Origin of the sequence: Novosphingobium sp. MBES04 (assembly GCF_000813185.1) — a bacterium.
Classification (GTDB): domain Bacteria; phylum Pseudomonadota; class Alphaproteobacteria; order Sphingomonadales; family Sphingomonadaceae; genus Novosphingobium; species Novosphingobium decolorationis.
The window spans coordinates 1-12,930 of sequence record NZ_DF850491.1; the positions used below are offsets into that span (position 1 = coordinate 1).

The 12,930-nt window shown below is 62.6% G+C and carries 10 protein-coding genes; 9 read left to right on the forward strand and 1 reads right to left on the reverse strand.

Annotated features, from left to right (window positions below; translation table 11 throughout):
• Positions 1-1,217: hypothetical protein (locus MBENS4_RS22980; RefSeq protein WP_206778151.1), on the forward strand; the 1,217-nt coding region annotated here is incomplete at its 5' end.
• On the opposite strand, the gene MBENS4_RS22985 is transcribed toward MBENS4_RS22980, so the two are convergent.
• Positions 1,196-1,492, reverse strand: coding sequence for a WGR domain-containing protein (locus tag MBENS4_RS22985; RefSeq protein WP_052322736.1), 297 nt, complete (start codon positions 1,490-1,492; stop codon positions 1,196-1,198). The two genes, MBENS4_RS22980 and MBENS4_RS22985, sit on opposite strands and share 22 nt — an antisense overlap.
• 496 nt (positions 1,493-1,988) lie before the next feature.
• Between MBENS4_RS22985 and MBENS4_RS22990 the strand changes: the two genes are divergently transcribed.
• The 8 genes from MBENS4_RS22990 to MBENS4_RS23025 all read left to right on the forward strand — a co-directional run bounded on the left by MBENS4_RS22990 (position 1,989) and on the right by MBENS4_RS23025 (position 12,573).
• Positions 1,989-2,804, forward strand: a complete 816-nt coding sequence (locus MBENS4_RS22990; RefSeq protein ID WP_039396677.1) for a S1/P1 nuclease — start codon at positions 1,989-1,991, stop codon at positions 2,802-2,804.
• Between the two features lie 123 nt (positions 2,805-2,927).
• The gene (locus MBENS4_RS22995; RefSeq protein ID WP_039396518.1) at positions 2,928-3,176 is read left to right on the forward strand and encodes a ribbon-helix-helix domain-containing protein; all 249 of its coding nucleotides are present in this window, start codon (positions 2,928-2,930) and stop codon (positions 3,174-3,176) included.
• The gene (locus MBENS4_RS23000) at positions 3,173-3,478 is read left to right on the forward strand and encodes a type II toxin-antitoxin system RelE/ParE family toxin (RefSeq protein ID WP_039396520.1); all 306 of its coding nucleotides are present in this window, start codon (positions 3,173-3,175) and stop codon (positions 3,476-3,478) included. The genes MBENS4_RS22995 and MBENS4_RS23000 overlap by 4 nt, the downstream gene beginning before the upstream one ends.
• A gap of 368 nt (positions 3,479-3,846) precedes the next feature.
• The gene (locus MBENS4_RS25115; protein WP_039396681.1) at positions 3,847-4,425 is read left to right on the forward strand and encodes an RNA polymerase sigma factor; all 579 of its coding nucleotides are present in this window, start codon (positions 3,847-3,849) and stop codon (positions 4,423-4,425) included.
• The gene (locus MBENS4_RS23010; protein ID WP_084592347.1) at positions 4,392-5,393 is read left to right on the forward strand and encodes a FecR family protein; all 1,002 of its coding nucleotides are present in this window, start codon (positions 4,392-4,394) and stop codon (positions 5,391-5,393) included. The genes MBENS4_RS25115 and MBENS4_RS23010 overlap by 34 nt, the downstream gene beginning before the upstream one ends.
• A 230-nt stretch (positions 5,394-5,623) precedes the next feature.
• Positions 5,624-8,125: a TonB-dependent receptor gene (locus MBENS4_RS23015; RefSeq protein ID WP_039396524.1), complete on the forward strand. Its 2,502-nt coding sequence runs from the start codon at positions 5,624-5,626 to the stop codon at positions 8,123-8,125.
• On the forward strand, positions 8,125-9,678 hold the full coding sequence (locus MBENS4_RS23020; RefSeq protein ID WP_052322738.1) for a CehA/McbA family metallohydrolase: 1,554 nt from the start codon (positions 8,125-8,127) through the stop codon (positions 9,676-9,678). The genes MBENS4_RS23015 and MBENS4_RS23020 overlap by 1 nt, the downstream gene beginning before the upstream one ends.
• Positions 9,679-9,795: 117 nt before the next feature.
• Entirely contained in the window at positions 9,796-12,573 is a 2,778-nt protein-coding gene (locus MBENS4_RS23025) for a TonB-dependent receptor (protein ID WP_039396527.1), read from the forward strand.
• Positions 12,574-12,930: the final 357 nt, after the last annotated feature.

The window sequence follows — 12,930 nt, forward strand, 5'->3', positions numbered from 1 at the left end:
GTGAAAGCCCATTAGCTACACATGGCGCCATGGAGCCTTTGGATCCCTGGTCAGCCGAGGACACCGTCGACCCGCGTGACTTGGCGCGCGCCGAGACGTCAGCCGCGTACGCCCTGGGCAAACTCGATGGGCGGCTCACCCGTCTTGGCGAGACCGAAGAACGGCTGTTCTGCGCCGATCTGGTGCGCCGCACGCTGCTTGGTGCGCTGACGCAGGCGGGCTTTCTCGATGCCCCGGAGCGCTTTGCGGACTGGTTTGCGGGCCTCGCGCGTGGGCCCGAGCACATCGCCGAGGCGCCCTCCTCGGCGCTGGGTATTGTCCGCACCCTCCTCTCCGAAATGGCGCTCCACCCGTGGGAGCCGCTCGCCAGGACCGCGCAGACGCTCCAGCGCTGCGCACGCTTTGTCGCAGACGAAGTTCCTCTGTCTCTCGAGGAGCAAACGCGCGAGACGGAAGCGACCACCGGCGCGCTCGTGCGGGCGCGTCAGCTTGTTGAGGGGCTGCCCCCGCCTCAAGACGCGCCCCTTCCTTTCGAGGCGCTTGCCGCGCTGTGCAGCGCCGCCGCAAACGACCCGGCATTCGCCCCCATCGAGCCGGGAATCCGCAGCTACGATACCGGCGAGGTCTGGGTGGCCTTTGCGGGGCTACGTCCGATCACCCCGCTCTGGGCGCTCGACTATGCGCTCGGCCTCCACCTGTCGCGCGGCGGCCCCCTCGCCCAAGCCCTGCCGATGCCCGGCCTCGTCACCACCGAACGGCTGCTGACACGCAGCGCCTCGGTTCAACTGCAACTTGCCCACGCGGTAGAGACGACGGCCCGCGCTCACCTGCGCGCACTCGACACGGCGCGCAGCCGAGCCGGGGTGCTCGCGCAGCGGCTCGCGGGGCTGCGGCGCAGCTCGCGCGCGGGTGAGGCCTGGATCCTGCTGGTGGGCTTTGCGCCGCTCGGGCTCGACCCGTTGATGGACGCGGTCGGGGTCAGCCGACGGGGGACCTATGCGCTACGCGACGCCTTGCGCGAGGTCGGATTGGCCGAGGCTCGGCAACGCCGCGGCAAAGTGCTGCTGGAGGCAACGGAGGATGCGAGGCCGTCCAATGCCCGTGCCCCGGCCGCCCCGAACGCGCTTGGCCCTGCGGTCGATGCGCTTGACGAGGCCATGGCCGACATCGATCGCCTGCTCGCGCGCACTGGAGATCAGGAGACGACAGGCACGTAAGCGACACCAATCCGGCGCGGCGCGCGCATCCGCCGTTGCAACAGTGCGCGCGCCGCCTTGCGGGCCTCGGATCGCGCGGCGAAGGACAGCTGCTTGCCCTGCCCGGCCGTCCCGATCCGCCCCCAGCTCCAGGTCAGCGTGGTCCAACCAAACAGGTCCTGGCCCACCTCGACCTGCCAGCGGCGCGCCAGCCCGCGTGTCGGGTCGCGGGCTTCCAGCGCGAGGATCCCGCCTTCCGGGGCGAGCAACTGGTTGAGGGTCGTCTCGATGTTCATGGATCGCGTCTTACGCGCGGACGAAAGACGCGATCCAACGCGAATTTTGAATCACAGACGCCGCCACTGATTCACACAGGCGATTACAGGAGCGAGAACGCTTACCAGCCATTCTGGCGCTATTCAGGGCGCGTATCCTAGATGACATATCCCCCGGCGCTGGTAGGAGGTTATTATGAGATCCCTGCTCTGTTTCCTGGGCTATCACGAGCCATCGCAGCAATCGATCGCGCGCAACAAGCGCGGCCAGGACGTCGCCTTGTGCACCCACTGCGCGGTTCCCCTACTGCGCGCCTCCCCGCGCCGTTGGAGCCCGGCCACACCGGCCGGTTCCTAAGCTGGAACACACTTGGTCCCACTCGGCTTCTCGACCTGTATTCGACGGCAAGATACCGGCTATCAGCAGTAGGGAGTTTGGAGACTATCAGCGCCTCGAATTCGAGGCATGCGCGCTTTGCGGGGTTTCCCACATGCACGTGTGCTCTATGCAGTGGGCATGCACAAATCCGTTCTACTCGCCGCCTCGCTCGTCTTTGCCTCCCCGGCCAATGCCTGGGGCCCGATAGGTCACCGCATCACAGGCGCGATTGCGGACGAGAACCTGAGCGGACTAGCGCGCGCCAATGTCCGCGTGCTGCTTGGCAGCGAAGACCTTGCCGAAGCTGCAACCTGGCCCGATGACATGAAGTCCAATCCCGACCCCCTCTGGCAGACACAGGCGAGCCCCTGGCACTATGTGACGGTCGGTGGCGATGATTATCGGCCTTCCGATACACCGCCGACCGGCGATGCAATGACCGCGCTATCGCGTTTCACCGCTACGCTACGCGACCCCAAGGCCGAAGCTGACGATAAGCGCCAAGCTCTACGCTTTATCGTCCACATCATTGGCGATTTGCACCAACCGCTTCATGCCGGCAACGGAGCTGATCGCGGTGGCAATTCTGTCACGGTCACCTGGTTTGGCAAGCCAAGCAACTTGCACTCGGTCTGGGATTCAGCGCTCATCGAGCAGCGCTCTTTGTCGTATTCCGAGTATGCCGCATGGCTATCACGGTCGGTGACACCGAACGAAATCATCACTTGGAGCGAGCGTGATCCTGCGGTGTGGATCCACGAAAGCATCGCTCTTCGCAAATCGATCTACCCCGCGGCCCCCGCGCTGTCGTGGGACTACGCATACGAACACCGCCAGGATATCGATGATCGCCTGAAACGCGCCGGCATCCGCATCGCGGCCTATCTCAATTGGGTTTTCGACACACCGCTACCTGATCCCAACCAGGCAAGCCCCGTCCTGTCTCAGAAGTGATCAGCGTTTGACGAGTTCTCGTCGACGCAGACGCATCGGTGAGGCGGGCCCTTCTTGCGATCCAACCACTAGCCTCGCCCGCGAGACTGCAGTATGATAAAATCATATTCAATGGAGGCTGATATGGCTGCAAAAGCAATTTCGGTAACACTCGGCGAGATGGCATCGCATGCCGAACGCCATCTGGCATCGGGGCGATATGCCTCGATGAGTGAAGTGATGCGTGCGGGTTTGCGTGCGTTGGATCGGGAAGAAGCGGTACTCGACGAGCTGGTTCGCGTTCGCGTTGCCGAGGCGTTGGCCGACCCGCGGCCACCCGTGGCCCTCGACAAAGCCTTTGCTCAGGTTCGTGCATCTATCCCCAAGGAATGACCTACAACGTCCAATTGTCGGCTTTGGCGATCGATGATCTGATCGCCCTCCACCAATGGGTCAACGCGGAAGCTGACCTTCCCACTGCGGATAGCTATCTTGCCAGAATTGAAGATCGCATCGCCACGCTGGCTAGCTTTCCTCATCGCGGATCTCCCCGTGACGACTTGATCGAAGGTCTCCGGACGCTCACGTTCGAACGTCGTGTATTGATTGCCTATACGGTGGAGGAGGCTGTCGTCACAGTGCAGCGCATTATCAACGCTTCCCGCGACCTAACGCCGCTTCTCCAGGATTCTTGATGTGTAGAGCCTGATCTTGGGGCGCATTAGCAGTGTCCAGTCGCGCATTGCCTTCCCATGATAAGCAAACTGGACCAGGCACACTCCCGTTTCCATGACGGGCCGGTTGCGGAATTTCCGCTTTGGAATGGCGATCGGTAGATAGCTGCCGGTTTTGCTGCCGAAGCAAGCAGCAGACATCAACCAACTCAAGACGCTCGATCGCCGAATCTGGGGCCTGAAGGCAATGTAGCTATTCCGTAATCGCTTTCGGGGGCGGGACTCCCCACCGTTCGGCAAGATCTAGACCCGAAAGCATGAGGCATGTGTAAGCAACGCGTCATCAAGACTGCCTAGACGCCGTGTCGCCGCAGGCGGAGGCGCAGGGAATGGGTTGGCTTCGGGAAATAGACATCTGGTTCGGTGAGAGGGTGTTCATCCACAACGCCCGCCACCGCGCCTATGCCCTGCGGCTTGTTCGAGAGCCGGGAGAAGCCGAAGATCTGGTGCAGGAGGCCTATGCGCGCCTTTTTGCGCTGAAGGATTGGAAGGCGATCGGCGATCCGCAGGCTTTCACCATGCGGATCATTCACAACCTTGCTGCCGAACGCTTCCGCAGGTCCGAAGTCGTGCGACTGGATCAGAGCGCTCTGATCCAAGCCCTCGATCCGGCTGACGAACAACCCGCCCCAGACGAAATTGTGGCCCATCGTGCCGAACTGCGGCGCGTTGCCGGAACGATCGAAACCCTCCCGGACCGCATGCGCGAAGCCCTCGTGCTGCGCAGAATTGAGGGATTGCCGCCCCGGCAGGTGGCGGAAAAAATGGAAATCTCCGTCTCTACTGTCGAGAAACATCTGGTCAAAGGCTTCCGCTTGCTGTTGGAAAGGCTTTCCGAACCGGGCACTTTGGAAAAGGCGGAGCAGTCTCCTTCATGGGAGAAACGGCAAAAAACAGAACAAATCTGACGGACGTGGCGGCCGAATGGCTTGTCGCGCTCGATGCCGGTTCTGTTGATGAAGAGAAGTTCGAAGCGTGGCGGAACGCTGATCCGCGCCATGCCTCCGCCTTCGCGCAAGTCGCCGCAACCTGGGCTTACACGGCTGACAAGCGTACCGCCGCGTTCTATGAAGACTGCGGTGGCGGGACGGCGGCGCACGCTGAGGCGGACATGCCAGCGGCGGTTGATGCAGGCCAGGGGCGTGGCGCGACACGCCGTCAGATGATGGGCGGCATTGCAGCCGGCATTATTGCGACGGCTGGCGCGGGTGCCTTTCTTGCCTGGCCGAAGCGGGCAGTTGCCAGTACCGGCGTAGGCGAACGGCGTGATCTGGTGCTGCCTGACGGCAGCCGGGCCATGCTCAATACGGACAGCCAGATCGCCTGGCGTTTCCATGGAATTCGCGAGCTCTGGCTAGACCGCGGCGAAGTCTTGCTGTCCTTGCGCGGCGAAGCGAAGGACGGCGTCCGGCTGTACAGCAAGTCCTTCAACGCCCGGCTGCAGCCCGGGAAATACGATGCCCGGCTGGCCGGTGACAGCGCGTCATTCCTGACGGTCCAAGGTGCAGCCCAAGTAGACGCGGGCGGTGCCAAGCCGCAATCCGTTCTGTCTGGCCAGCTGCTTACCGTCGATGTCGCAAGCGTTCAGATCAGTGATGCCGGGGCCGCCGACATGGCGGATGCCCTCGCCTGGCAGCGCGGCGAGATCGTCTTCAACGGCATGGCGCTGGGGCAGGCCCTCGATGAATTCAACCGCTATCTCGGCACCAAGCTGGTTCTGACCGACCCGGTCCTGAAGCAGACCCGGCTGGGCGGTCGGTTCGAGCTGGACGATCCGCAGCGCTTCCTGGCAGCTCTCGATCAGGGCTTCGGCATTGCACACAGGCGCACGGACAAGGGTATCGAGCTATACCGGGCGGGCGTCGGAGCGCGCTGACCGCCGCCGTCCTGAGCGGTCTTCAAAAGATTTTTTAAAAAAATTGCGCAGCCCGATAGCGGGATTTTGTTCGTCTGCCGTCTTGGGCGTGAAGTCTGACATGGCGCAGCCGCAACCCGCGGCGGACGTACGGAATGTCGCGAAAGCAGAGCTATTCGCGCGTGGTTTCGTGCGCCCCGCACACGGGTGAAGCACCCTGGCAGGCGGACAACGCTCCCAGGGGGACATTCATGCAAAAACGTATTCTGACCTGCTCGATCCTTGCCCTTGCAACCTGTCTTTCCGCGCCCGCCGTGATGGCGCAGGACGGCCGGGCTAGTGCCGAAAAGCCTTCCGACGCGGTGCGCGGCAGCGACTTCGACGAGATCGTCGTAACCGGCCGTGCGGGCGGTGCCGAACTGCGCAAGGCGGAGGCAAGCTTTGCCATTTCCACGCTCAACGACGAACAGCTCCGCCTGACCAATCCAGTGTCCGCTGCCGATACGTTCAAGCAGGTGCCGGGTTTCTGGGTTGAAAGCTCAGGCGGTGAAGGCTCCAACAACGTGCGTTCGCGCGGCATCCCGACCGATGGCTATTCGTCAGTCGCGCTGCAGGAGAACGGACTTTCGGTTCAGTACGACGGCGGCCTCGGCTACCTTAACGCAGACCAGTCCTTCCGTTTCGACGAGACAATCGCCCGCGTGGAAGCCGTGCGCGGCGGTCCGGCCTCGATCTTCGCCCCGAACGCACCCGGCGGCGTCGTCAACTTCATCACCCGCAAGGGCACCGACGAACCGGGCGGCCTGATCAAGTACACCTGGGGCGACTATGGCGAGAACCGCGTGGATGCCTATTATGGCCAGCGCATCGGCAACAACTGGGGCGTGTTCGTGGGCGGCTTCTACCGCGCAAGCGACGGTATGCGCGACATGGGCTTCAAGGCGTCTAAGGGCGGCCAGATCCGCGGCACGATCAACTACGACGATGGCCGGAATTCGTTCATGGTCGATGTCAAGCGCATCGACGACAAGGTCCCGTTCTACCTGCCGGTTCCACTGACCTATGACGCCAACGGCAATATCACCGATGTGCCCGGCTTTGATTCGCGCAGCGACACGTTGGCTGGTCCCGGCACCAGCAACGTTGCGATCCTGCGCGAAGGCGCCCCTTACATCTTTGATCTCACGCAGGGCTCTCATACCAAGCTGACCCAAGTCTCGATCGAAGGCACCTTCCACATCGACGACACCTTCGCAGTCCAGACCCGCAGCCGCTACAAAGATGCCGACATCCTGCGCAACGCGATGTTCCCGACCGGCAACGTTCAGGAGCTTTCGGCCTATCTCGCAGACGTTTCGCCGACTGTTCTCGCTGCATTCCCCGGTGCCGTCGGTGTCCGCGCCCAGTATGCCGACGGCAGCGGCGTGCTTGATGCCAACACCAACGGTAATGGCCTTGTCGTCGGCGGCAACCTGCTCTCGGTCAGCGTTCCGATCGAAGAGGCCATGACCGACAACCGCCTGACCGCGGAGTTCGACGCGGGCGGCCATCACAACGCTGCGGTCGGCATGACCTATGACGCCACCAGTTATCGTTTCGACCGCTACATGGGCACGACGCTGATCGACGTAAAAGGGAACGCCAACCGGGTCGATGTCGTGGGCGTCGATGCCGCCGGAAATGTCGTGGGCTCGCTCACGGACAACGGCTTCCAGCGCTACGGCTCGATCTACGATCGGGTTGGCATGAACGTGCACAACCTTGCCCTGTACGCCGGCGACGAATGGCAGATCACGCCCGCGCTGCGGCTCGATTTCGCCGCGCGCTGGGAACGCACCCGGATCAACGGACAGGTGGAACAGAAAACCACCATCGATCTTGGCAATCCCGCGACGCTGGCGGACAACAACGTGCTCGCCGGCACGGGCAATTACACCGAAGTCGATCAGAGCTTCGACGACTGGGGCTGGACCCTTGGTGCCAACTACCAGTTTGCGCCGCAGTTCGGGGTCTTCGCGCGCTACACCGACACGTTCCGCTTGCCGAGCGCGGGCGAGTACAACGGCAGTCCCACGCGTACCGACCAGTCATCCGTCCCCATCAAGATGGCCGAATTCGGCGTGAAGTACGGCAGCGGCATCTTCAACCTCTTCGCCACGGCATTCTGGACGAAGTTCGAAGGCGTGCGCTTTACCAACTATCGCTTCAACCAAGTCACCAATCAGTATGACGACCCGGAAGTGGTGGTGGCCGACACCAAAACATGGGGCGTCGAACTGGAAGCGCTGGTACGTCCGGTCGAATTCTTCGACTTCGCGCTCCAGGCCACCTGGCAGGACCCGCAGTATAAGGGCTTCACGTACACCGACTCCAGCGGCAAGCTGCAGGACTACGACGGAAACCAGCTTATCCGCGTACCCAAGCTGATGATCCGCGCGGTTCCTGGCGTGAATCTGTTCGACGGTCGCGTTCGTGCCGAGGCGGAAATCGAGCACTATACCAAGCGTTATCCGGACATTGCTAACTCGCAGGTTCTGCCGGCCTATACGCTCGTGAACCTCAATGCCCGCGCGCAAGTTACGGACAATATCGCCGTCGGCCTCAACGTGCAGAACCTGTTCAACGAACTGGGGCTGACCGAAGGCAATCCGCGCGCCGGGTCCTTCAACGTGGGGGATTCCAACTCGCAGTACTTCCTGGCTCGCCCGGTCTTCGGCCGCACCGTACGCCTCAACGCCAGCTTCTCGTTCTGATGCTGGAACGCCTTGCAAAGCGGAGGCCCACATTCGTGCGGGCCTCCGTGCTTTCCCTCTTCCTTCCGCTGGCTGCTGCGCAGGCTGGCGCACCCGAGGCATTGCCCGGCCGAGCCCCGGACAAGGTTCTGACCGGGACCATTTCGAGGGAGTCCAACCAGACTTACCTGCGCAAAGCGTTCCACCTTCCCGCCGGGACCGACCGCCTCGTGGTCGCCTTCGACTACGACCACCGCGAGGACAAGACAGTCATCGACCTCGGCATTGAGGACACCAACGGGTTTCGCGGCGCCAGCGGCGGCAACAAGACTAGTTTCACGATTGCCCAAAGCGATGCGACACCTTCCTACCTTCCCGGCCGGCTCGATCCGGGTGAGTGGGCACTTAATCTTGCCGTGCCGAACATCCGCAAGGGCGTCACTGCACGCTGGAAGGCGAAACTCTGGTTCCTGAAGGGTGCCGAGGCGCAATGGCTCCCCACTCCCACACGTGGCCGGGGCAAGGGATGGTACCGCGGCGATCTCCACATGCATACGGCGCACAGCGACGGTTCCTGCCAGAGCCTTGGCGGGAACAATGTGCCCTGTCCGCTGTTCCGGACACTGGAAGTAGCCCAGTCGCGCGGGCTCGATTTCGTGGCGGTGAGTGAGCACAACACCTCCAGTCAGGCGCAGATGATGCGTGAGGCGCAGGGGTATTTCGATACCATACTGCTGATCCCGGCCCGCGAGATCACGACGTTCTTCGGTCACTTCAATGTTTTCGGCATCACTTCCCCGCTCGATTTTCGTGTGACCCGCAACCGGCCCGACGCTTTCCGGGACATTGCCCGGCGTGTGCATGATCTGGGCGGGCTCGTGTCGATCAACCATCCGGCCCTGCCTTCGGGAGAGGCCTGCATGGGGTGCGGCTGGACGATGCCGGACACAGATTATGCCCAGGTCGATGCCGTCGAGATTGTGAATGGAGGCGCTATCGCGGGTGCGGACGGCAATCCGGAAGGCTTCGGCGATGGGGAACCATTCTGGCTCAGGCACACCAACTATGGGCATCCCATCGCGGTAGTGGGCGGCAGCGACAACCATGATCCGAACAAGCCGGCCGCCGTTGGCGGGAAACCCGGCTTTGGCGGGCTCGCGGCACCTGCCACGGTTGTGGAGGCAGACGACCTTTCAATGCCGGCGATCCTTGATGGTATTCGCAAGGGGCGCAGCTTCATCCAGATCGGCGGTCCTGCCAGCCTCCGGCTGGATTTCCGTCTTGCGGTAAGCGGGGGCACCGCCAGAATGGGAGGCCGCTTGCAGGCACAGGACGCCGTCGCGCTCGATGGTGAGGTGGTGGCGCCGGATGGCACGCGCGTGGATATTCTCGATGGCGGCCACCTGCTTGCGCGGCAGGTGATCATGGAGTCCACCACCCAGCATTGGAAATTGCCAGCTCTCGGCAAGGGGGGGCATGTCATTCGCCTCAAGCTGCGCAGCGAAAGTGGCGATCTTCTGGCAGTGAGTAATTCGATCGTTCTGGACTGCACGGCCCTTTGCGGCGCGCAATGATAGCAACGTGCCGGTGACATAACAGTGTCGTGAAACCGCGGCATTGGGCACGCGTGATCTGGTTTCGGCGCCCGGGAAACCGTCCTCTGCCCGAAATGAGCGGAAGGACATAGTGTGATGGTCCGTTCGTGGTCAGGCCGTCCTGCACTGATGATTCCAGCAGCTTTTCTGGGGGGGGCTGCAGCCGTTGAGGCAATGCCTGCGGTTGCGGAAGAGGTGCATGTTCGCTTCGATATCCCAGCCGGGGATCTAGCCGCCGCGCTGGAAGTCTACGGACGGCAGGCTGGCATACAGCTTCTCTTTCCCTACGATGCAGCGGCAGGACGGCAGAGTACCCGGGTCCACGGCGCAATGCTGCGACGTCTGGCGCTCGAACGCCTACTGCGTGGCAGTGGCCTCGAGATTGTCCGCTTCGATGCCCGCTTGATAACCTTGCGGCGCAGTCCTGCGAAGTCGGCGAGACAACTGCCCGCAAGGCGGGAACAGCAGCCAACTGCACCGTTGCCGACGCCTCCGCCAGCGCAGGACATCATCGTGACCGGGCGGCTCGGCCCTGCGTTGCTCACCGGCACTGAGGCCAGCTATGCCGTCTCGGAAATCGGCCAGACTGCACTGATCCGCCACGCTGCGCTGTCGACGGCCGACGTGTTCAAGGAAGTTCCCGGCTTCTGGGTGGAAGCCACCGGAGGCGAAGCCAGCAACAACGTGCGCGTGCGCGGCATACCCACGGACGGCTATTCTTCGGTTGCCCTGCTGGAGGATGGGCTTCCGGTGCAATACGACGGCGGTCTGGCCTATCTCAATACCGACCAGTCCTACCGGGTAGACGCCTCGGTCGTGCGGGCTGAAGCCATTCGTGGCGGTCCATCTGCCGTTTTTCTCGCCAATGCGCCGGGCGGAGGGCTCAACTTCATCACCCGCGATCCCGTGGCCGACCCGGGGAATGAGGTGCGCGTTACGGCAAGCGACCGGGGATTGCTCCGCGTCGATGGCTTGCTGGCACAATCGCTCAATCCCGATCTCGGGGTGCTGCTGGCGGGCTTCTGGCGGCGCGATCCGGGCCTGCGCGATCCCGGATTTACCGCTGACGAAGGAGGACAAATCAGAGCGCGTGCTGTCTACGACGATGGCGGCACGCGACTTTCGCTCGACCTGCGCCATCTGGACGACAGCGTCATTCTCTACCTGCCGGTGCCCCTTGCATCGCGCGCAGATGGCTCGATTGCGGCCATTCCCGGCTTCGATCCTCTTTACGACACGCTGGTCGGGCCAGATACGCGTGAACTGGTCCTGCAAACCGCACGCGGGCCTTACACGGTTGACCTGTCCGAAGGCACGCATAGCCGTGTAACCAGCCTGACGTTCCTGGGACGCCACGAGCTGGGCGAGGACGCCGCGGTGGAGCTGCAGACGCGCTGGCACAAAGACCATACGTTGCGCAACGCGCTGTTTCCCGTCGGCAGCCCGATGACTGCGGAGGAATTCGTCGCGCGCAACCGCGCCGCGCTGCTGGCTGCGTTTCCCGGGAGCAGTTCCGTCGCCTTTCGCTATGCCGCCGACGGTTCGCCCTTCGGCGGCGGGGCTGCAGGCAACGGGCTTGTGATGTCCGCCAATCTGCTCAGCGTCGATCTGCCGCTGGAAGAGGGGATCGTGGATGCACGCATCACGGCTCCGTTCGAACTCGGCGGGCAGCACGGTATGGCATTGGGCGGTACCTGGGCAACGACCAGCTTCGGGTTCGATCGTGAAATGGGCACCCTCCTGCTGGACGTCCAGGGACAGGCGAGGCGCCTGGATCTGGTGGCAATGGATGATAGCGGCGCGGTTACCGGAGGCTTCACCGACCGGGGCTTTTTGCGATATGGATCGCTGTTCGACTCCGTGAGGATCACGGCCGACAATCTCGCCCTCTATGCGGCGGATGAATGGTGGTTCGCGCCGCGTTGGCGCATGGACATCGGTGCCCGGCTCGAACAGACCTCGATCCGGGGGTACGCGGCCGGGAAGACACTGTATGATCAGGGAAGCCCCTATACGCTGGCCGATGACGCGGTCTCCGGCAGCGATGGATCGCGGATTCCTATCCGGCATCGCTATTCCGGCTTCAACTGGTCTGTCGGTCTCAATTTCGAGGCGGCAGACAACACCGGTCTGTTCGCGCGCTACAGCCGCAGCAGACGCCTGCCGAGCGCCAGCGCCTTCAACGATCCAGCCCGCACCGATCAGGGCGTAGTGCCGATTGCGCTGCTTGACGCCGGGTTGATCATGACGCGGCGGCACTGGCGCATTTCCGCCGTCGCATTTTACACCCATTTCGATCGCCTACCGTTTACCGACTACCGGTTCGACACCGCATCGAATACTTATGTCGAGCGCACTTCGATTGCGGACACATCGACGGCGGGTATTGAGCTTTCAGGCTCCTGGCATCCCTCCGGCCCGTTTTCGATCGAAGTGACTGCGACACTGCAGGATCCCCGTTATCGCAATTTCAGCTTTACCGAACTCGTCGGCGGACAACCGGTGACGCGCGATGCGAGCGGCAACCAGCTCGTCCGGGTTCCGCGGGCCGCCTTGAGGCTGCGGCCGGAACTCAGCCTGTTCAACGGCGCTTGGCAACTAGGCCTGGAGTTCGTGCACTATTCGCAGCGCTTCGCAGACATCGCCAATATGCAGCGATTACCCGCCTATTCGCTGGTCAATGCTTCCATAGCGTGGAAGCCCAACGCGTCCTTCAGTCTCACGCTGGATGCAACCAATCTGACAAATTCTTTAGGCCTGACCGAAGGTAACCCGCGCGCTGGTTCGTTCGATAATTCGATCGGACAAGGCGGATATTTCTTCGCCCGGCCAGAGTTTGGCAGAACGCTTCGGGTGACGTTGACAATCCGCTAGCGTCCCCGAACGCGAGTTCCGCATCCGGCCAAGCCTAGTTCACTTAGGTGCGGGGCACCTTAGATCGTCATCTATCCGCCCTATGCCAAGAGCCGTCGTACACCACACGTCCGCAAATGACCTCTTGGTCCCACGAAGCGGCATGGCGCCTTGGCGAAGCCGACCCTTCCCGGCCACTCAGACGCCGATTTCGCGTTACCAGGTGCGGACGTTCCGCTATCCCGTCAGTTCACCACCAAACCATGCCAATCTGGCATTGCGAGGTTCGGGTATCGTTCTTAGTGAAATTACCCCATCAGTGCTGGGTGAACCGCTGACTACCCAATTCGGCTTCCACCATTTCCGACCATCCGGTGA